This window comes from Mesorhizobium sp. WSM4840, from assembly GCF_055811755.1.
This window is the reverse complement of record NZ_JBVVQD010000007.1, coordinates 215,311-235,242: the sequence shown is the minus strand read 5'-3', so window position 1 is coordinate 235,242 and position 19,932 is coordinate 215,311. Positions and strand designations below refer to the sequence as shown.

The following is a 19,932-nucleotide window of genomic DNA, read 5'->3' as shown; positions in this document are numbered from 1 at the left end:
CGCTATTTCCGTCGCATCACAACAAGGAGACTCGTGATGCAAACCCGCAAGCTTGGAACTGAACTCGAAGTCTATCCGGTCGGCCTCGGCTGCATGGGGATGAGCTTCGTCTATGGCGGCCAGGAAGAGAAGGCGTCGATTGCCACGCTGCACCGCGCCGTCGAGATCGGCGTCAATTTCTTCGACACGGCCGAGGTCTATGGCCCTTACGAGAACGAGATCCTGCTCGGCAAGGCGCTGAAGCCGGTGCGCGACCAAGTGACGATCGCGACGAAATTCGGCTTCAAGATTCTCGAAGAAGGCAACGGCGTCGAGCGCATGGCGGGTGTCGACAGCCGCCCCGAGCACGTCAAGGCGGTCGCCGAAGCGTCGCTGAAGCGGCTGGGCACCGAGGTGATCGACCTGTACTACCAGCATCGCGTCGATCCCAATGTGCCGATCGAGGATACGGTCGGCGCCATGGCCGAGCTGGTGCGCGAGGGCAAGGTGCGCGCGCTCGGCCTGTCGGAGGCGAGTGCGGCGACCATTCGCCGGGCGCATTCGGTGCATCCGATATCAGCCGTGCAGAGCGAATATTCGCTGTGGAGCCGCGATCCGGAAGAAGAGGTGTTTGCCGTCTGCCGCGAGCTCGGCATCGGCTTTGTCCCCTACAGCCCGCTCGGCCGCGGCCTGCTGACCGGCACGATCGCCAAGCCCGAGGTGCTCGGAGCCGACGACTGGCGGCGTGGACTACCGCGCTTCCAGGCCGACGCCATGGCGGCCAATGCGGCTGTTATCGCGACGCTGGAGACAATGGCTGCGGAGAAGGGCGTGACGCCGGCGCAGCTGGCGCTCGCCTGGGTGCTGCATCAGGGCGATTTCATCGTGCCGATCCCCGGCGCGCGAAAAATCCGCCATCTGGAACAAAATGCGGCAGCGGCACAGATTGCGCTGAGCCAGGCGGAAGTGGCGGCGATTGGCGACGCCCTGTCGCCGGAGAAGGTCGTCGGCAAGCGCTACACTGAAGAGCTGCTGGCGCTGGTCAATGGGTGAACGGTGATCGACGGAGTAATCGAAACGGGGCGTTTCGGCGCCCCTTTTTCGAGCGCCGCGCAATGCAAAAATAATTGCAAGACGTGGGCGTGAGACACCCCCTCTGTCCTGCCAACTTCTGCGGAGATAGGCTCACCACGGCACAACAGTGATCGCCATGTGCCCGCAGCCGTCACGCCCGTAGCACGCCACCGGTCTGCTTATGCACATTCTCGACGATGCGCTTTGCCAGCGCCTCGAAATCCTCGTCGGTCAGCGTCTTTTCGACCGGCTGGATCGATACTTCAATGGCGATCGATTTCTTGGCTGCGCCGAGTGCGGCACCTTCGAAAACATCGAAGACCGAGACGTTGGTGATCAGTTTCCTGTCGGCGGCACTGGCTGCGCGGGTCAGTGTGCCGGCTTCGACCGCCTTGTCGACGACGAAGGCGAAATCGCGCTTGACCGCCTGGAAGGCGGACAGTTCCAGTCTCGGCTTGGTCCGCGTCGGCTTGGCCTTCGGCTCGGGCACGGCATCGACGAAAACCTCGAAGCCGCAGAGCGGCCCGGAGACGTCCAGTTCCTCCAGCGTCTTCGGGTGGAATTCGCCGAACGTGCCGAGAACGACTTTAGGCCCGAGCTTGATCGTGCCGGAACGGCCGGGATGATACCAGGCCGGGCCGCCGGCCTCGATCTGCAGCCGGTCGACCGGCGCGCCGCAGGCTTCAAGTGCTGCGATCGCGTCGGCTTTGGCGTCGAACACCCCGACCGAACCGGCATTGCCGGCCCAATGACGGCCGGAACCGTCGAGCTTGGCCGTGCCGCGCCGCACGCCGGCGGCGACGCGCCGCTGCTGGTCGGCCGCATCGCCCTCATAGGTGCCGGACACTTCGAACAGCGCGACATCGCCGATGCCCTTGTCGGCATTGCGCTGCGCGGCGGCGATCAGGCCCGGCAGCAGCGATGGCCGCATGTCGGACATGTCGGCAGCGATCGGGTTGGCGAGCTTGAGTGCTGTCTGGCCGCCGCCGAACAGTTCGGCATGTTTTGCCGGAATGAACGACCAGGTGACGGCCTCCATCATGCCGCGCACCGCCAGCGCCCGCTTGGCAGCGCGGGTGCGGACCTGCAGCGTCGTCAGGATTTTTGCGTTGACCGCATCGTGAGAACCAAGCGGCTGCGGAGCGATGTTGTCGACGCCATGGATGCGCATCACCTCCTCGACCAGGTCGGCCTTGCCATCGACGTCCGGCCGCCACGACGGCACCGCCACATTGACGACATCGCCCGCGCCTTGCGGCTTGAAGCCGAGGCGCGAAAGGATGTCGAGGCTCTCGTCCCTGGGCACCTCTATGCCGGTCAGCCGCTTCACTTCCGACAGTGGGAAGGACACGATCTTGGGTTTGTGGCCGCCATAGCCGGCCACCTCGATTTCGGTCGGCGTGCCGCCGCAGAAATCCAGCACCAGCTTGGTCGCCAGTTCCACGCCTGGCACCATGAATTCAGGGTCGACGCCGCGCTCGAAGCGGTAGCGTGCATCGCTGATGATGCCGAGCGTGCGGCCGGTGCGGGCCGTGGTGATCGGATCCCAAAGTGCGGATTCGATCAGCACGTCGGTGGTGTTCTCGTCACAGCCGGAATGCTCGCCGCCCATGATGCCGGCGATGGATTCGACGCCGTCCTGGTCTGCTATCACGCACATGTCAGGCGTCAGCGTGTATTCGCGGCCGTCGAGCGCCAGCACCTTTTCGCCGTCGCGCGCCCGGCGCACGGTAAGGTTGCCGGCGACCTTGTTCGCGTCGAACACATGCAAGGGCCGGCCGCGATCGAAGGTGACGAAATTGGTGATGTCGACCAGCGCGCTGATCGGCCGAAGCCCAATGGCGATCAGCCTTTGCTGCAGCCATTTCGGCGACGGGCGGTTTTTCACGCCGCGCACCAGGCGCAGCGCAAAACCGGGGCAGAGCTCCGGCGCCTCGATCGTCACCTTGACCGGGCACATGCCGCTGCCGGCATGCGGCATGATTGCTCCGCCGACGAGTCGGCCGAGGCCGCTGGCCGCCAGATCGCGAGCGATGCCGTAGACACTGGTCGCATCCGGCCGGTTCGGCGTCAAATTGATCTCGATCAACGGGTCGTCGAGATGCGCATAGGCGGCGAAGCTGGTGCCGACCGGCGCATCCTCCGGCAGATCGATGATGCCGTCATGCTCGTCGGACAATTCCAGCTCGCGCTCGGAGCACATCATGCCGTGGCTTTCGACGCCCCTGATCTTGCCGACCGTCAGCGTCACGTCGATGCCGGGAATATAGACGCCGGGTGCTGCAAAGGCGCCGATCAGGCCCGCGCGGGCGTTCGGCGCTCCACACACAACCTTCACGGGGGCCTTGCCGTCGCCGGTATCGACCGTCAGCACGCGCAACCGATCGGCGTCGGGGTGCTGCACCGCCGTCAGCACCTTGGCGATGACGAAGGGTTTTAGGCTCGATCTGTCGTCGACATGCTCGACTTCGAGGCCGATCGAGGTCAGCCGCTCGACGATCTCGGCCAGCGAGGCGTCGGTCTCGAGGTGATCCTTGAGCCAGGAGAGGGTGAATTTCATAACCGTGTTCCGTCTGGTCTGGGTACGCTGGTCTTCAAATGGCGCGGCAGCGCGTCGGGCATGTGCAGGAAGGGAAGCTGCTCGCGCACATGGGCGTGGTGGGTCGGCCTGAAATAGGCCGGCATGTCCATGGCGCCGAGCATGAAATAGATGTGGTCGGCCAGCCGCTCGTCGACATAGGCGATCGGCGAGCCGCAGATACCGCAAAAGGAGCGCGTCACCGGCCCGTTCTCGAACATCTTCAGCGCCTTGCCCGTGAAGGCGACCTGCTCGGTCAGGAAGCCGACGAAAGCCGACACCGGCGCGCCGCTGGCCCGCCGGCAATCGCCGCAATGGCAATAGCTGACATGGTGCGGCTCGGCCGAAGCCTCGAACCGCACGGCGCCGCAGCGGCAGCCGCCGGTGTGGGCCGCTGTCATGCGCTCAAGCCCCCGAATAGCGTCGGCATGTCGAGCGGCCGGAAACCGTAATGCGACAGCCAGCGCACATCGGCGTCGAAGAAGGCGCGCAGGTCCGGCATGCCGTATTTCAGCATGGCGATGCGATCGATGCCCATGCCCCAGGCAAAGCCCTGATATTCGTCGGGATCGAGCCCGCCATATCTCAGCACATTAGGGTGGACCATGCCGCAGCCGAGGATCTCCATCCAGTCGGAGCCTTCGCCGAAGCGCACCTCGCCCGGCCGCGAACGATCGCACTGGATGTCGACCTCCATGCTGGGTTCGGTGAACGGGAAGAAGCTCGGCCGGAAGCGCATCTTGACCTGCGGCACCTCGAAGAAGGCCTTGCAGAACTCCTCCAGCACCCATTTCATGTTGGCGACATTGGCTGATCTGTCGATCACCAGCCCTTCGACCTGATGAAACATCGGCGAGTGCGTGGCATCGGAATCCTGGCGGTAGGTTTTTCCGGGAATGACGATGCGGATCGGCGGCTTCTGCATCTCCATGGTGCGGATCTGCACCGGCGAGGTGTGGGTGCGCAAAAGCTTGCGCTCGCCCTTCTCGTCCGGCTGGAAGAAGAAGGTGTCGTGCATCTCGCGCGCCGGATGGCCTTCCGGGAAATTCAGCGCGGTGAAATTGTAATAATCGGTCTCGATATCGGGGCCTTCGGCGATGGCAAAGCCGAGATCGCCGAAGATCGCGGCAATCTCGTCGCTGACCTGGCTGATCGGATGGATGCGGCCGCGCTCGGCCGGCGATTGCCGCACCGGCAATGTGACGTCGACCTTTTCCGCCGCGAGCCGTGCGGCGATCGCCACGTCCTTCAGTTCGGCGCGCCGCGCGGTAAGCGCCTCGGTGATGCGGTTCTTGAGGCCATTGATAGCCGGGCCCTTTATCTGGCGCTCTTCTGCGCTCATCGAGCCGAGCGTCTTCAGCATTTCGGAGATCGAGCCCTTCTTGCCGAGCGCTGAAACACGCACGGCTTCGATCGCCTGCTCGTCGGCGGCCGACGCAATGTCGCTCATCAGGGAATTTTCGAGAGTTTCCATGTCACTCATGTTTCAGGCCCGATTGGAGGCAAAGAAAAACCCGCGCCAGCCCTGCCAGCGCGGGTTTCCCAAATCAAGTGTCGAAGTGCTTGGGAAGGCGCTGGTTAGGCTACAGCGCTTTCAAAAGCGTTCGGCGTGGTGTTCTTGAGGTATTCGAGCGCTATCTTGGCCTTGGCCACAAGTGCGGCAAATGCCTGCGGCTCGTGGATGGCCATGTCCGACAGGATCTTGCGATCGATCTCGATGCCGGCCTTGTTGAGACCGTCGATGAAGCGGCCATAGGTCAGGCCATGCTCGTGGGTCGCGGCATTGATGCGCTGGATCCACAGAGCGCGGAACGAACGCTTGCGGTTCTTGCGGTCGCGGTAGGCATACTGCAGCGACTTTTCCACCGCCTGCTTGGCGATGCGAATGGTGTTCTTGCGGCGGCCATAAAAACCCTTGGCGGCTTTCAGGACCTTCTTGTGCTTGGCGTGCGAGGTGACGCCTCTTTTTACGCGTGCCATGTCATGATCTCCTTAAAACGTTGTCCAGCCCGAATGCCTTAGAGGCCGTTCGGCAGAAAATTCTTGATGACCTTCTTGCCATCCGGTTCAGCCAGAACCATCGTGCCGCGGGCATTTCGAATGAACTTGTTGGAACGCTTGATCATGCCGTGACGCTTGCCGGCCGCAGCCGACAGGACTTTACCCGTACCTGTGATCTTGAACCGCTTCTTGGCGGCTGACTTGGTCTTCATCTTGGGCATTTTGCTACTCCGTTATGTGCGCATCATCGCGCTTTTTGTTCGCTTCAGGCCGACCAAAGCCCGAAAAGCAAATGAAACCGCCACGGCATGCCCTGCCGGGCGGTTTTTGGGAACGGCGGTGCTATACGTCAAAGCGGGCCGGCGCGCAACACCTGCAAGGATGCGACGCTCTGTCCAGTGTCAGGTATTCCCATGACCTTATCCGAACTGGAGGTCAGCGCAGCAAAACCGGTTCCCATTTTGGCCGTCGCAGACCTTCGGTTCGGGATCTTGCCTATGGGAGACGGAAAAGCACCGGCAGTATGCCCGATAGTTGGGCGCCGTCGATCGATTCGAAAAACGGCAGGGCAACGAGGAATACCAGTCCGTCCAGCAGCGTCGTCCGCAGCAGGCGCGGCTTGAAGCTGCCGGTATCGCCTTCCTGATACAGCGAAAGCTTCGGGAAGAAGCGCGGCACCCGCGCCATATAGGTCTGGAATGGAGTTCCGAAGGCCTCCTTCAGGAACTTCTCTTCGCGCAGGATGACGACATGAAAGGCGGCGGCGCAAATCATCGCGAAGCCGATCGCCGCAGTGATCGAGCCCATCTGCGCGCCGACGCCGGCGGCAGCTATCGAGGAGAAGACATAGAGCGGATTGCGGGTGATCGAATAGGGTCCGCCGGTAACCACCTGGGAGGATTTGCGTCCGCCGATATAGAGCGTCGACCACAAGCGCCCGACAATGCCGAGAAAGATCAGCAGGACGCCGACCATTTCGATCGTTTCGTGCGGCACGCTTTCGGGAGGAAAAGCAGACTGGCCAAACAGCAGCGCTGCGAACATGACGACCACGAGGGCGGCAAGCACCATCCTGCGCGCGTGCTGATATCTGCTCAGCGCACGCTTGGCCTGCGCTTGTTCGGCCCGCGCCGATTTAGCTTCATTAAGCATGTCGGGAATCCGATCGTCGAGGAACTTCGCCAGCGATCGCAGCGTCTGGCCAAGAAACAGGCGCCCCGCCGATCGCCGGGACGCCTTGCAAGATGATTCAGGCGAATTTAATGCATGTCGCCCAAAAGCCTGCCCACGGGCTTCACCCGAGGTGCGCAGCGGTTTTGGGACAACGACGCGCGAGGAAAAGAAGCGAGAAGGCGGGTAGCATGTCCGCCTCCTTTGCCTGCCCATCCGGCTCAATACAGCCAGAAGAGGACGGGAATTACCCCGCTTTCCTGTCCGGACTCGATGAGTTCGAAAAACGGTATGGAAGCCACGAACATCAAGCCGTCGCGCAGCGTATGATTGAAGATGCGCGGTGTGAAGGTGACTTCGGCCTGATCGCGATAAAGCCGGGGATTGGGAAAAAACCGCGGCACGCGTGCGATGTAGTCCTTGTACGGCGCCCCGAGCACGGTCGTCAAATGCCGTTCCTCGCGCAGCGTGACGATGTAGAACGCGGCCGCGCACAAAACCGCCGACGCCACCGAGACGATCACGCTGCCGGTCTGGGCGCCGATGCCGGCGGCCGCTACGGTGGAGAAAAAATACAGCGGGTTGCGCATCACCGAATATGGGCCGGTAGCAACCACTTCGGCCGACTTGCGGCCGCCGATATAGAGGATCGACCAGAGCCGCCCGCCGATCCCGATCAATAGCAGGGCGATCCCGTACTGCCCCTCTATGCGTTCGTGGCCCAGTTCATCGTGCGTGGAGCCGCCGAAGATCAGCAAAGCGCAAAAAGCTCCGATCAGCAGTGCCAGCAGGACGCGCCGGCGCCGCTGATAGCGGCCCATTTCGTCGAACGACTTTTCAATCGGAGAACGTGCCGCAGCGGCCATGGGACAATCCTTTCGCCGCGAGGACCGGCAACCAGAATCCTTGTCGATGCAACTTGCGGAGAAATCATGGCGGAGACAAAAACAACAAAAGGCCGCCGAAGCGGCCTTTGCTTTTGACGGGATCGCTTTAGCGGGGCGCCAGCACCATCATCATCTGGCGGCCTTCGAGCTTCGGCTCAGCTTCGACCTTGGCGATCGGCGCCACTTCCTCGCGAACCTTGTTCAGAAGCTGCATGCCGAGTTCCATATGCGCCATCTCGCGGCCGCGAAAGCGCAATGTCAGCTTGACCTTGTCACCTTCCTCGAAAAACCGCCGGACCGCTTTCATCTTGGTCTCGTAATCATGGCTGTCGATGTTCGGGCGCATCTTGATCTCCTTGATCTCAATGACCTTCTGGTTCTTGCGCGCCTCAGCCGCCTTCTTCTGGTTGGCGTATTTCAGCTTGCCTAGATCGAGAATTTTTACGACGGGCGGCACTGCGTTGGGCGATATCTCGACCAGATCGAGCCCAGCCTCTTCGGCGAGCAGCAATGCGTCGTTGATGGAGACATCGCCATGGTTGTGGCCTTCGGCGTCGATAAGTTGGACCCGGGGAACCCGGATGTCACGGTTGGAGCGCGGGCCCTCCTTGGTGGGCGCCGTTGCTTTGAAAGGTCTGCGAATGGTCGTGGTCTCCTTGAGCCGTTTCGTTCAGGGTTTTCAATTCAGATTGCGAACGCGCCAATGTGGTGAGCGCGCGGCCGGAGTCAATAGCACAGCGTTCACAGGAAATCACCCTGTTCCCTGACTTCAGCCTGTACCAAACGAAGAAAGTTGCCGAGCACTTTTCGTTGAACCGCCAGCTGTGTCAAAAGACCTGCGTGAGGAGTGAGCCATGACCGCACCGGTTTTTATCGATGTCGACGGAACCAGCATTGCTGTCAGGCGCGCTGCGGGTGCCGCGCCAGGCATCGTCTGGCTCGGCGGCTACAAGTCGGACATGCTGGGCACCAAAGCCGAGAAGCTGGCGGAATGGGCGAGCGGACAAGGCCGGGCATTCCTGCGCCACGACTATTCCGGTCATGGCGAATCGGGCGGCGCCTTTGCCGATGGCACCGTCTCGAAATGGCTTTCGCAAAGCCTGGCTGTCTTCCACCATTTCACGCTAGGCAAGCAGATCCTGGTGGGCTCGTCGATGGGCGCATGGATCGCGTTGCGCATGGTCCAGGAATTGCGCCAAGAATTGCACAAATCGGGCGAGAACCGCATCGCCGGCCTGGTGCTTCTGGCGCCGGCGCCGGATTTCACCGCAGAGCTGGTCGAGCCGGCGCTGACCAAAGCGCAGAAGCGCGATCTTGCCAAAAAGGGTTATTTCGAGGAGCCGTCGGACTATTCGGCCGAGCCTTACATCTACACCCGTGCGCTGATCGAGGACGGCCGCAACAACCTGACAATGAACGGGCCGATCGACACCCACTGCCCCGTCCACATATTGCAAGGGCTGGCCGATGCAGACGTGCCGCCGAGCCATGCGCTGAAACTGGTCGGCCTGCTGCCGGCCGACGACGTCACGCTGTCGCTGATCCCCGACGGCGACCACCGCCTGTCGCGGCCTCAGGATCTCGACATGCTGGTGCGGGCGGTCGACGCCATGGTGCTGCAGGCAGGCTAAGAGACATGCGCATTCGTCGCGGCCGGCTGCAGCCCTCCTGGAATCCCTGTCTGCCGGCGGACGCGGATATCGTCAGAGGGATACGTGCTGCAACTAAAAAGCATTCAGCCGTTGCGGAATGTGTAAGCATATCCGTTGATGGCTGGAGCACCGCCGAGGTGGGCGTAGAGCACCTTGGATCCCTTGGGAAAATAACCCTTCTTCACGAGATCGATCGTGCCCTGCATGGATTTTCCCTCGTAAACCGGATCCGTGATCATGCCTTCGAGGCGCGCGCAGAGACGGATTGCTTCCTTCGTCTCCTGAGAGGGGACGCCGTAGACCGGGTAGGCATAATCCTCGATCAGGACGACATCATCCTCATTGAGCTCCTTGCCGAGTTCGACCAGCGTCGCGGTGTTCTGCGCAATGTTGAGTACCTGCGCCTTGGTCTGCGCCGGGGTGCAGGATGCGTCGATGCCGATCACGTTGCGTTCGCGGCCGTCCTTGGCGAAGCCGACCAGCATGCCAGCATGAGTTGAACCGGTGACGGTACAAACGACGATGTAGTCGAAGGCAAAGCCGAGTTCCTTCTCCTGCGCGCGGACCTCCTCGGCGAAGCCGACATAACCCAAGCCGCCATATTTATGCACCGAAGCCCCGGCCGGAATCGGATAAGGCTTGCCACCCTTCGCCTTCACATCCGCGATCGCCTGCTCCCAGCTTTCCCTAATTCCGATATCGAAGCCCTCATCGACCATCTGGACATCAGCGCCCATAATCCGGCTCAAAAGGATGTTGCCGACGCGATCGTAGATGGCATCTTCATGGGGTACCCAGCTTTCCTGCACGAGGCGGCATTTCATGCCGATCTTCGCCGCGACGGCCGCCACCATGCGCGTATGGTTGGATTGAACGCCGCCGATCGAGACCAGCGTGTCGGCGTTTGAGGCGATCGCGTCCGGGATGATGTATTCGAGCTTGCGCAATTTGTTGCCGCCGAAGGCGAGGCCGGAATTGCAATCCTCTCGCTTAGCGTAGAGATCGACCTTCCCGCCGAGGTGAGCGCCGAGCCGCTCCAGTTTCTCGATATGGGTCGGCCCGAAGGTGAGCGGATAGCGTTCGAATTTCTCGAGCATGAGAGTGCCCTCTCTTGTTCCTGTTCATTGCGATGTGATGCGGTGAACACTATCATCTTTGCCTTGAAAGGTGCTATCAAAGATCGGACTTAAAATGTCCGAGGCATCGCCTAACAGCGCGGAATTGTCATATAGCTTCAATTTTCAACGCCAATATCGGAAGAATCTTCCATGCGAGCACCGCTCGACCGGATCGACCTGAAAATGTTGCGCCTGCTCCAGGACAACGGACGACTGACCAATGCAGAGCTGGCGCAGTCGGTCGCTGTCAGCCCGGCGACGTGCCACCGCCGCACGCAGCGCTTGTTCGATGAAGGCTACATCAGCCATGTCAGGGCGGTGGTGATACCGCAGAAGGTCGACAGAGGCGCGCTGGTGATGGTTGGCGTCGTCCTCGACCGCTCGACCCCGGAGAGTTTCGCGGATTTCGAGAAGGCCGTCGCGAAACTGAAATTCATCCTCGACTGCCATCTGGTGGCGGGCGACTTCGACTATTTTCTGAAGATCAGGGTCGGCGACATGGCGGATTTCAACCGAATTCACGGAGACCAGTTGATCGCATTGCCCGGCGTTCGCCAGACGAGAACCTTCTTCGTGATGAAAGAGGTCGTCGATAACGCACCCCTGGATTTTTGAAACGGACATCCGAAGCATCAAGTCAATGCACCGGCGCCGGACTTTCGCTGCAGAACCGTCGGCCACCTTGCTTGCCGGCCTGGTCGTTCTTTCCCTTGAATCGGTCAAAAAGCGATAACCATTTCAAATGCTTGTCCGGTTTTGGCTGCGACTGTCTTGAATAGCCGTTTTTCCCTTCCCATTTCGATTCCACGCAGCCGGGATTGGCTGTCTCCAACTGAAGGATTGGGAGAAAATGAACACATCTGCATTGATCCGTCCGGCTTGGACGCCGGCGACCATCGCACTGATGGTGATCGGCTTTATGGTGTTCTGGCCGCTCGGCCTCGCCATGCTCGCCTACATCATCTGGGGCGACCGGCTTGAAGGCTTCAAGCGCGACGTCAACCGCGCGACCGACGGCATCTTCGCCGGCTGCCGCCGCGGTTCCGACAGAGCGGCGCGCTGGGGCCACGGCTCCGCCCGCACCGGCAACGTTGCTTTCGACGACTGGCGCGAAAAGGAACTCGAGCGGCTCAACGAAGAGCGCCGCAAGCTCGACGAGATGCTGAGCGAGTTCGACGAATATGCCAGGGAATTGCGTCGCGCCAAGGACCAGGAAGAGTTCGACCGCTTCATGGCGAACCGCAACAAGTCGACATCGCCCACAACCGGCGGCCCCACAAGCGGCGGATCGACCGGCTCGACGGGGACTGGCAAACGGGGTGGCAAATCCACGCCAGGCTTACTGGACGAGTAAGGCACTTGCCCCGATAAATAATCAAACACGGCGTCGCGTCAGCGGCGCCGTTTCTTTTTTGTTCTATTCGTTTTCCTCGAATCACGTATCGTCCCGCCATGTCATTCGGCTTCTTCCGCAACCTGACCAAACCCAGGCCCGCCCCCGTCGTGGAGCGAGAGCATTGTGTTGCCGGCCGCACGCTGCCGCTCAAGATCGTCGAGAGCGACCGGGCGCGGCGCCTGACGCTGCGGATCGATTCCGGCGGCCGCGGCTTGCGCATCACCGTGCCGCCGGGCCTGCGCCGTGGCGAAGTGGAAAAATTCCTGGACCGCCACCAGGACTGGCTGGAGCAGCGGCTGGCCAAGGTGCCCAACCGGCCGCAGGTGCGGCCCGGCATCAAGATACCGGTGCGCGGCGTGCCACATCGCATTGTTCATGAGCCCTCGAAACGCGGTACCGTCACGCTGTCGTGCGACGAACGCGGTCCGCTCATGATCGTGCATGGCGAGCGCGTGCACCTGCCGCGCCGCATCGCCGATTTCCTCAAGCGCGAGGCCAAGCGCGAGATCGAGCGGTTGGTGGTCAAGCACACCGGGACGATCGGCAAGCGCGCCAAGGCGATCCGCTTCAAGGACACGTCGAGCCGTTGGGGATCGTGCACCTCCGACGGCAATCTGTCCTTCTCCTGGCGCATCATGATGGCGCCGCGACCGGTCATAAATTATCTCGTCGCGCATGAGGTGGCGCATCTCAAGGAAATGAACCACGGCCCGAAATTCTGGAAATTGTGCGAGCAGCTCTGCCCCGACACCGAGCGCTGCAAAGACTGGCTCAAGCGCAATGGCGGCGCGCTGCAAGCGATCATGTTCGAGTAGAATGCTTGTAGGGAGCGGAATAAAAACTGTAGCGATCCTTCGCGCCCCCTCTGTCCTGCCGGACATCTCCCCCACGAGGGGGGAGATTGCCAGCTTCAGCGTCTTGCTGACTCCTGCGACGGGTGGAGATTGGCGAAAGCCGGCGTGACGTCCGATCTCCCCCCAAGTGGGGGAGATGTCCGGCAGGACAGAGGAGGGCGCTGTCCCGCCGGCATCAATAGGTTCTGCACTGCCGGTCAGTCATCATTCGCCGCGTTCAACTCCTCAGGGCGCAGCCCCTCGTCGGTATGGCGCGGCCATGGCAGGAAGTCCTTCTTGAAGGCGTCATTGCTGAAATAGTCGAGCGCGCGGTGTGCCTCGGCGCCGTTGAAGGCGGCCTTGTCCATCAGATGAGCAATGACCTCGCGGGCCTGCGCGACCTTCTGCCTGAGTTGGGCGACGGTTTCGTCTGCCATGCTTGTTTGCTCCCGCCTGTACTATCTGAAGTAAGGTAGCGCGTTCCGCGCTGGTGGCAAACAGGATGCTTTTTCTCGACTCTTTTGCCGTTTCGTGCCAATCCCGCGGCATGGCGCTCGACATCAAGATATGCGGATTGAAGACCGACAAGGCGCTGGCCGCGGCATTGGCCGGCGGCGCCAGCCATGTCGGCTTTATTTTCTTTGCCAAAAGCCCGCGCTATGTCGAGCCGGCGGAAGCCGGCCGCTTGCGTGAAGCGGCAATCGGCAAGGCCAAGGCGGTTGCCGTGACGGTCCACGCCGGTGATGCGTTCCTGGATGAAATCGTCGAAAAAATGCGCCCGGACATGCTGCAGCTGCATGGCTCGGAAACGCCGGAGCGGGTGGCCGAGATCAAGGCCCGCTATGGCCTGCCGGTGATGAAGGCGCTGCCGGTCAGCGAGGCTGCCGACCTGGAGCGGATAAGACCCTTCGTCGGCATTGCCGACCGTTTCCTGTTCGACGCCAAGCCGCCGAAGGGTTCGGAACTGCCGGGCGGCAACGGCATTGCCTTCGACTGGCGCGTTCTGGCCGGCCTTGACGCAGGCGTCGATTACATGCTTTCCGGTGGGCTCAACGCCGCCAATATCGGCGATGCCTTTCGGCTTGCCAACCCGCCCGGACTAGACATTTCCTCGGGCGTGGAAAGCGCGCCAGGCGTCAAGGACCCGGCGCTGATCGAACAGTTTTTCCGGGCCGTCAGAGCCGCGCGGGATACCCGCGCAGCCTGAAGGATAGAACCCGGAGCATGTCTCGGAAAATAGGAAACCGGTTTTCCGACAAGGACAAGCTCCAACCAAGAAGTAGGAGATCGGCGATGAACAAGCCGGCGATACCCAATTCCTTCCGCACCGGACCCGACGAGCAGGGCATGTTCGGCATCTTCGGCGGTCGTTTCGTTGCCGAAACGTTGATGCCGCTGATCCTCGACCTCGAGCGGCACTGGAACGAGGTCAAGGACGATCCGGATTTCAAGGCCGAACTGACTGACCTTTCAACCCACTATGCCGGGCGGCCGTCGAAGCTTTATTTCGCCGAAGGCCTGACCAGGCATCTTCGCGAGGTTTCCTCGGCGAAGGGTCTTGGGGGCGGCGCAAAGGTCTATTTCAAGCGCGAGGATTTGAACCACACCGGCTCGCACAAGATCAACAACTGCCTCGGCCAGATCCTGCTGGCCAAGCGCATGGGCAAGAAGCGTATCATCGCCGAGACCGGCGCCGGCCAGCATGGCGTGGCGTCGGCCACCGTGGCGGCGCGTTTCGGCTTCCCGTGTGTCGTCTATATGGGCGCCACCGACGTCGCCCGGCAAAGCCCGAACGTCTTCCGGATGAAGCTGCTCGGCGCCGAGGTGCGGCCGGTCACTGCTGGTCACGGCACGCTCAAGGACGCCATGAACGAAGCTCTCCGGGATTGGGTGACCAATGTCGAGGACACCTATTACCTGATCGGCACTGCCGCCGGCCCGCACCCCTATCCGGAGCTGGTGCGCGACTTCCAGTCGGTGATCGGCATTGAGGCGCGCGCCCAGATCCTCGAACAGGAAGGCCGGCTGCCGGACACCATCATCGCCGCCGTCGGCGGCGGCTCGAACGCCATCGGCCTTTTTCACCCGTTCCTCGACGACCGCAGCGTAAAGATCATCGGCATCGAGGCCGGCGGCCGCGGCCTCGACGGCATCGAACATTGCGCCTCGATGAACGCCGGCGCGCCCGGCGTGCTGCACGGCAACCGCACCTATCTCCTGCAGAACGCCGACGGGCAGATCATGGACGGCCATTCGATTTCGGCCGGCCTCGATTATCCGGGCGTCGGGCCGGAGCATTCCTGGCTGCGCGACAGTGGCCGCGTCGACTATGTGCCTGTTCTCGACGACGAGGCGCTGGAGGCGTTCCAGCTGACGACGCGCGTCGAAGGCATCATTCCGGCGCTCGAATCCGCCCATGCCATTGCGCATGCGGTGAAAATCGTACCCGCCATGGACAAGGACCAGATCGTCATCGTCAACCTGTCCGGCCGCGGCGACAAGGATGTGCATACGGTGGCCAATATGCTGGGCATGGAGATCTGATCATGACCACCCGCATCGACCGACGCATGGCCAAGCTGAAGGCCGAAGGCCGCCCGGCGCTTGTCACCTATTTCATGAGCGGCGACCCGGACTATGACACCGCTTTGTCGATCATGAAGGCGCTACCCACGGCAGGCGCCGACATCATCGAAATGGGCATGCCGTTTTCCGATCCGATGGCCGACGGCCCGGCGATCCAGGCGGCCGGCCTGCGCGCGCTGAAAGGCGGCCAGACGCTGGTCAAGACGCTGAGGATGGCTTCTGAATTCCGCGCCACCGACGATGAAACCCCGATCGTTTTGATGGGCTACTACAATCCGATCTACATCCACGGCGTCGACCGCTTCCTCAGGGATGCGCTGGCCAGCGGCATCGACGGGCTGATCGTCGTCGACCTGCCGCCGGAAATGGATGAGGAGCTTTGCATTCCGGCGCTGAAGGCCGGCATTAATTTCATCCGGCTGGCGACGCCGACCACCGACGACAAGCGGCTGCCCAAGGTGCTGCAAAATACCTCCGGCTTCGTCTATTACGTGTCGATGACCGGCATCACCGGCTCGGCGCTTGCCGACACCGGCAAGGTGGCGGCGGCGGTGAGGCGCATCAAGGGCCATACCGACCTGCCGGTCTGCGTCGGCTTCGGCGTCAAGACCGCCGAGCAGGCGCGCATCATCGGAGCGTCGGCCGACGGCGTCGTCGTCGGCACCGCGATCGTCAATGCCGTCGCCAATGTTCTGGGGCCGAAGGGTGAAAAGACCGCCGACCCGGCCGAGGCGGTCGCCACGCTGGTCAGCGGGCTTTCGCAAGGCGTGCGCGCGGCCCGCCTTGCTGCCGCCGAATAGTCTTGATCTTCTGGTTGACCATGATCTCCAGTGAAAACCGGTTTCCACTTTTCGGGATCATGGTCTAACTCTTCGTCAGGACAGGAGCCGACGCGATGAACTGGATCACCAATTACGTTCGCCCGAAGATCAATTCGATGCTCGGCCGGCGCACCGACATGCCTGAGAACCTCTGGATCAAGGATCCGGAGACCGGCGAGATGGTCTTCCACAAGGACCTGGAGCAGAACCAGTTCGTCATCCCGTCCTCGGGCCACCACATGAAGATCTCGGCCAAAGAGCGGCTGAGATTCTTCTTCGACGACGGCAAGTACGAGATGCTCGAAAACCCCAAGGTGGTGCAGGATCCGCTGAAATTCCGCGACGAGAAGCGCTACACCGACCGGCTGAAGGACGCCAAGGCCAAGACCGGGCTGGAGGACGCGATCATCAATGCGCTGGGCACCGTCGAGGGCCTGCCGGTGGTGGTGACCGTGCAGGACTTCGCCTTCATGGGTGGCTCGCTCGGCATGGCCGCCGGCGACGCCATCGTTCGTGGCTTCGAGGTCGCAGTGCAACGCAAGCGGCCGCTGATCCTGTTCGCGGCATCCGGCGGCGCCCGCATGCAGGAAGGCATCCTGTCGCTCATGCAATTGCCGAGAACCACGATCGGCGTCGATCGACTGAAGGAAGCCGGTCTTCCCTATATTGTCGTCCTGACCAACCCGACCACCGGCGGCGTCACCGCCTCTTACGCCATGCTGGGCGACGTGCACATCGCCGAACCCGGCGCGCTGATCGGCTTTGCCGGGCCGCGCGTCATCGAGCAGACCATCCGGGAAAAACTGCCCGACGGCTTCCAGCGCTCCGAGTATCTGATGGAGCACGGCATGGTCGACATGGTGGTGTCGCGGCTGGAGATGCGCCAGACGATCGCGCGGCTCCTGAAAATGCTGCTCAAGCTGCCGGAAGAAGAAAAGCCGCTGGAGCCGGAAATCCTGCCGCCGATCGCGCTCCCGGCGGAAGCACGCCCGCAAGCCTGACGCGACATCCGTCGTCGCTAACCGCGATTGCGCGCCATCTGTGGCGCTGTAGCATCTTGATTTCGCGCATGATCCTTTCCGAAAATCGATTTTCGATTTTCGGGGTCATGCGCTAGGATTCTCCCATGACCACGCTTGCCGCCGACCGCGAAATCGAAAGCCTGATGTCGCTTCATCCGAAGGGCTTCGATCTTTCGCTCGACCGCATTTCGCGGCTGCTGGAGCGGCTTGGCAAGCCGCAGGACCATCTGCCGCCGGTCATCCATATCGCCGGCACCAACGGCAAGGGCTCCTGCGCCGCGTTTTCGCGGGCGCTGCTCGAAGCGTCCGGCCACCGCGTCCATGTCCACACATCGCCACATCTGGTGAACTGGCATGAGCGCTACCGGCTGGCCGCCGATGGCGGCGGCAGGCTGGTCGAAGACAAGGTCTTCGCCGACGCCATCGCCCGCGTCGCCAAAGCCAATGAAGGCCAGAAGATCACCGTCTTCGAAATCCTCACCGCCGTCACCTTCCTGCTGTTTTCCGAACATCCGGCAGATGCCGTCATCATCGAGGTCGGTCTCGGCGGCCGCTTCGACGCCACCAATGTCATCAGCGAGCCGGCGGTGTCGGTGATCATGCCGGTCTCGCTCGACCACGAATCCTATCTCGGCGACCGTGTCGAACTGATCGCCGCCGAAAAGGCCGGCATCATCAAAGCCGGTTGCCCGGTGGTCATCGGCGCGCAGGAAAGCGAGACGGCGCTGCAGGTGCTTATCGAAACCGCCGAGCGGCTCGACTGTGCCGCCTTCGTCTATGGCCAGGATTTCCTCGCCTTCGAGGAAAACGGCCGGATGGTTTATCAGGACGAAGACGGGCTGATGGACCTGTCGCCACCGCGCCTGCCGGGGCGCCACCAGTTCGCCAATGCGGCGGCGGCTATTGCGGCAGTCAAGGCGGCGGGCTTCGAAATCAGCCATCGCGTCGCCGACAAGGCGATGGCCAAAGTCACCTGGCCGGGGCGGATGCAAAAATTACCGCAAGGCAGGCTGACGGAACTGGCGCCAAAGGGCGCCGACATCTGGCTCGACGGCGGCCACAATCCAGGCGCCGGCGTGGTCGTCGCCGAGGCATTGGCCGAGCAGGAGGAAAAGAACCCGCGGCCGCTGTTCCTGATTTCCGGCATGATCAACACCAAGGACCAGAGCGGCTATTTCCGCGCCTTCAAGGGCCTGGTGCGGCATGTCTACACGGTACCAGTGAGCCTCAGCGAGGCCAGCGTGCCGAATGACGAACTGGCGATCCGCGCCGTCGAGGCCGGCCTGTCGGCCGAACCGGTGAGCTCCGTCGCCAACGCGCTGATGCTGCTGCGCGACACGTGGGACGGACCGCCGCCGCGCATCCTGATCAGCGGCTCGCTCTATCTGGCCGGCGCAGTGCTGGCCGAAAACGGCACGCCGCCGGTCTGAGGCGCTGGTTCACCAGGCCACGATGACGCCGGATTTCGTCAGATCACCGCGAGGAGCCAGTCATGATCAAGGTAAAGCAGCTCGCTCACGTTTGCATCTTCGCGGATGACCTCGAAGTGACGCGAAGCTTCTATCGGGACGTCCTCGGCATGGACACCCAGTTCAACTTCCTGCGCGACGGCAAGATTTTCGGTTTCTACCTCAATTGCGGCAGCCGCAGCCACATCGAGGTGTTCCAGAAAGATGAGGCCAGCTATAGCGACTTGAACCAGATCAACCACTTCTGCCTCGAAGTGGAAAACATTGACGCCGCGATCGCCCACGTAAGGTCGAAAGGCGTTGATATCACTTCAAAGAAACACGCGTGCGATGATACCTACCAGGCATGGATTCGCGATCCTAACGACGTGAAGATAGAACTGTTTGAATATACCGAGAAAAGTGCACAGTTCGTCGGAGGCGATCGTATCGCGGATTGGTGACCGCGCCTCCAGCCCTGGCGGCCTGAGACGGCCTTGGTGGATTACTTCAGCTCGATCTCGATGAAGGCGTACTCGCCTTCATTAGCATTGATGACGTCATGCTCCACGCCCTCCTTGCGGAAATAGGGCGCCCCCTTCTTCATTTCGGCGAAGGATTCGCCGTCCTTGGTCAGGAGCTTGAGCTTGCCGTCCATCAGCGGCACGATGACATAATCGTGGCCATGACGGTGCCAGCCGGTGTTGTCGCCTGGGGCGAAGCGGTATTCGGTGACGATGACGCGCTCATTGTCGATGAAGACGGTGGCCTTGGCGGATCCGGTCATGTCGTTCTCCTGCTTTAAGCCAGACAAGAGCATGAGGCGGCAAGTGGCGAGTGCCAGGGCGGACCAGCGCATGACCCAGAAAATCGGATTCGATTTTCTGGGTCATGCGCAAGATCAAGTCCTACAGCGTCCTTTGCGCGTCCAAGAGGACGCGCGGCGCTGTAGATGACGCCACGAAAAAGCCCGGCGCGAGGCCGGGCTTGAATGCAGAGATTCAGGGTCGGATCAAGCGAGATTGCCATTGATCCAGTGCGACAGCGCTGTCTTCGGCGCGGCGCCGACCTTCATGTCGGCCATTTCGCCGCCCTTGAAGATCATCAGCGTCGGGATCGAACGCACGCCGAACTGCGCGGCAAGCTCGGGATTCTCGTCAATATTGAGCTTGGCAATCTTGACCTTGCTGCCGAGTTCGATGGCGATGTCTTCCAGCGCCGGCGCGATCATCTTGCACGGCCCGCACCACTCCGCCCAGAAATCGACCACGACCGGCTCCTTGGCATCAAGCACATCGGTCTGGAAATTGCTCTTGTCGACCTTGACGGTGGCCATGCGAAAATCCTTTCGAGAGTTATTGTCGCAC

At 61.9% G+C, this 19,932-nt stretch carries 23 protein-coding genes; 11 read left to right on the top strand and 12 right to left on the bottom strand.

Features of this window, described 5'->3' with window-relative positions; genetic code table 11:
* Positions 1 to 36 precede the first annotated feature (36 nt).
* The gene (locus tag AC0L3I_RS12935; protein ID WP_473527123.1) at positions 37 to 1,032 is read left to right on the top strand and encodes an aldo/keto reductase; all 996 of its coding nucleotides are present in this window, start codon (positions 37 to 39) and stop codon (positions 1,030 to 1,032) included.
* A 172-nt stretch (positions 1,033 to 1,204) separates the two neighbouring features.
* On the opposite strand, the gene pheT is transcribed toward AC0L3I_RS12935, so the two are convergent.
* From pheT to infC, 8 genes are all read right to left on the bottom strand, one after another.
* A complete protein-coding gene (pheT, locus tag AC0L3I_RS12930) occupies positions 1,205 to 3,613 on the bottom strand; it encodes a phenylalanine--tRNA ligase subunit beta (protein WP_473527122.1) in 2,409 nt (802 codons plus the stop codon).
* Positions 3,610 to 4,032 (bottom strand): GFA family protein, encoded by a 423-nt coding sequence (locus AC0L3I_RS12925; RefSeq protein ID WP_473527121.1) that lies wholly within the window; start codon positions 4,030 to 4,032, stop codon positions 3,610 to 3,612. The genes pheT and AC0L3I_RS12925 overlap by 4 nt, the downstream gene beginning before the upstream one ends.
* Positions 4,029 to 5,114: a phenylalanine--tRNA ligase subunit alpha gene (gene pheS / locus AC0L3I_RS12920; protein WP_473527120.1), complete on the bottom strand. Its 1,086-nt coding sequence runs from the start codon at positions 5,112 to 5,114 to the stop codon at positions 4,029 to 4,031. Before pheS ends, AC0L3I_RS12925 begins: the two co-directional genes overlap by 4 nt.
* 95 nt (positions 5,115 to 5,209) lie before the next feature.
* Positions 5,210 to 5,611: a 50S ribosomal protein L20 gene (rplT, locus tag AC0L3I_RS12915; RefSeq protein WP_473484423.1), complete on the bottom strand. Its 402-nt coding sequence runs from the start codon at positions 5,609 to 5,611 to the stop codon at positions 5,210 to 5,212.
* 38 nt (positions 5,612 to 5,649) lie between these two features.
* Entirely contained in the window at positions 5,650 to 5,853 is a 204-nt protein-coding gene (rpmI, locus tag AC0L3I_RS12910) for a 50S ribosomal protein L35 (protein WP_006201248.1), read from the bottom strand.
* Positions 5,854 to 6,127: 274 nt separating this feature from the next.
* Positions 6,128 to 6,784, bottom strand: coding sequence for a methyltransferase family protein (locus tag AC0L3I_RS12905; RefSeq protein WP_473527119.1), 657 nt, complete (start codon positions 6,782 to 6,784; stop codon positions 6,128 to 6,130).
* A gap of 239 nt (positions 6,785 to 7,023) precedes the next feature.
* Positions 7,024 to 7,668, bottom strand: a complete 645-nt coding sequence (locus tag AC0L3I_RS12900; protein ID WP_473484425.1) for a methyltransferase family protein — start codon at positions 7,666 to 7,668, stop codon at positions 7,024 to 7,026.
* A gap of 127 nt (positions 7,669 to 7,795) precedes the next feature.
* Entirely contained in the window at positions 7,796 to 8,332 is a 537-nt protein-coding gene (gene infC, locus AC0L3I_RS12895; protein WP_077374810.1) for a translation initiation factor IF-3, read from the bottom strand.
* Positions 8,333 to 8,543: 211 nt separating this feature from the next.
* Here infC and AC0L3I_RS12890 point away from each other — a divergent pair, with 211 nt between their 5' ends.
* Entirely contained in the window at positions 8,544 to 9,320 is a 777-nt protein-coding gene (locus tag AC0L3I_RS12890) for an alpha/beta hydrolase (RefSeq protein ID WP_473484427.1), read from the top strand.
* Between the two features lie 104 nt (positions 9,321 to 9,424).
* Here the strand turns inward: AC0L3I_RS12890 and AC0L3I_RS12885 are convergent, their stop codons facing one another.
* Complete coding sequence (locus AC0L3I_RS12885; RefSeq protein ID WP_292179742.1) at positions 9,425 to 10,438, bottom strand: 1-aminocyclopropane-1-carboxylate deaminase; 1,014 nt, start codon at positions 10,436 to 10,438, stop codon at positions 9,425 to 9,427.
* Between the two features lie 171 nt (positions 10,439 to 10,609).
* Here AC0L3I_RS12885 and AC0L3I_RS12880 point away from each other — a divergent pair, with 171 nt between their 5' ends.
* From AC0L3I_RS12880 to AC0L3I_RS12870, 3 genes are all read left to right on the top strand, one after another.
* The gene (locus AC0L3I_RS12880; RefSeq protein ID WP_473527118.1) at positions 10,610 to 11,074 is read left to right on the top strand and encodes an Lrp/AsnC family transcriptional regulator; all 465 of its coding nucleotides are present in this window, start codon (positions 10,610 to 10,612) and stop codon (positions 11,072 to 11,074) included.
* A gap of 235 nt (positions 11,075 to 11,309) precedes the next feature.
* Positions 11,310 to 11,813, top strand: coding sequence for a DUF2852 domain-containing protein (locus tag AC0L3I_RS12875; RefSeq protein ID WP_473484431.1), 504 nt, complete (start codon positions 11,310 to 11,312; stop codon positions 11,811 to 11,813).
* Between the two features lie 98 nt (positions 11,814 to 11,911).
* Positions 11,912 to 12,670 carry a M48 family metallopeptidase gene (locus AC0L3I_RS12870; protein ID WP_473484433.1) on the top strand — a complete coding sequence of 253 codons (759 nt, stop codon included), beginning with the start codon at positions 11,912 to 11,914 and terminating at the stop codon, positions 12,668 to 12,670.
* A gap of 236 nt (positions 12,671 to 12,906) precedes the next feature.
* Here the strand turns inward: AC0L3I_RS12870 and AC0L3I_RS12865 are convergent, their stop codons facing one another.
* Entirely contained in the window at positions 12,907 to 13,125 is a 219-nt protein-coding gene (locus AC0L3I_RS12865; protein ID WP_473484435.1) for a hypothetical protein, read from the bottom strand.
* A 110-nt stretch (positions 13,126 to 13,235) separates the two neighbouring features.
* Between AC0L3I_RS12865 and AC0L3I_RS12860 the strand changes: the two genes are divergently transcribed.
* The 6 genes from AC0L3I_RS12860 (at position 13,236) to AC0L3I_RS12835 (ending at position 19,029) form a co-directional block, all read left to right on the top strand.
* On the top strand, positions 13,236 to 13,895 hold the full coding sequence (locus tag AC0L3I_RS12860) for a phosphoribosylanthranilate isomerase (protein ID WP_473484555.1): 660 nt from the start codon (positions 13,236 to 13,238) through the stop codon (positions 13,893 to 13,895).
* Between the two features lie 86 nt (positions 13,896 to 13,981).
* Entirely contained in the window at positions 13,982 to 15,232 is a 1,251-nt protein-coding gene (trpB, locus tag AC0L3I_RS12855; RefSeq protein WP_473484437.1) for a tryptophan synthase subunit beta, read from the top strand.
* A gap of 2 nt (positions 15,233 to 15,234) precedes the next feature.
* Positions 15,235 to 16,074, top strand: a complete 840-nt coding sequence (gene trpA, locus AC0L3I_RS12850; protein ID WP_473484439.1) for a tryptophan synthase subunit alpha — start codon at positions 15,235 to 15,237, stop codon at positions 16,072 to 16,074.
* Positions 16,075 to 16,169: 95 nt separating this feature from the next.
* Positions 16,170 to 17,096, top strand: a complete 927-nt coding sequence (gene accD, locus AC0L3I_RS12845) for an acetyl-CoA carboxylase, carboxyltransferase subunit beta (RefSeq protein WP_473527117.1) — start codon at positions 16,170 to 16,172, stop codon at positions 17,094 to 17,096.
* 125 nt (positions 17,097 to 17,221) lie between these two features.
* Positions 17,222 to 18,547: a bifunctional folylpolyglutamate synthase/dihydrofolate synthase gene (locus tag AC0L3I_RS12840; RefSeq protein WP_473527116.1), complete on the top strand. Its 1,326-nt coding sequence runs from the start codon at positions 17,222 to 17,224 to the stop codon at positions 18,545 to 18,547.
* Positions 18,548 to 18,609: 62 nt separating this feature from the next.
* On the top strand, positions 18,610 to 19,029 hold the full coding sequence (locus AC0L3I_RS12835) for a VOC family protein (protein WP_473484442.1): 420 nt from the start codon (positions 18,610 to 18,612) through the stop codon (positions 19,027 to 19,029).
* Positions 19,030 to 19,070: 41 nt separating this feature from the next.
* Here AC0L3I_RS12835 and AC0L3I_RS12830 read toward each other — a convergent pair whose 3' ends face one another.
* Together AC0L3I_RS12830 and trxA are read right to left on the bottom strand one after the other, a co-directional pair.
* Positions 19,071 to 19,352: a cupin domain-containing protein gene (locus AC0L3I_RS12830; protein ID WP_065011517.1), complete on the bottom strand. Its 282-nt coding sequence runs from the start codon at positions 19,350 to 19,352 to the stop codon at positions 19,071 to 19,073.
* Positions 19,353 to 19,577: 225 nt separating this feature from the next.
* Complete coding sequence (trxA, locus tag AC0L3I_RS12825; protein ID WP_027152031.1) at positions 19,578 to 19,901, bottom strand: thioredoxin; 324 nt, start codon at positions 19,899 to 19,901, stop codon at positions 19,578 to 19,580.
* Positions 19,902 to 19,932: the final 31 nt, after the last annotated feature.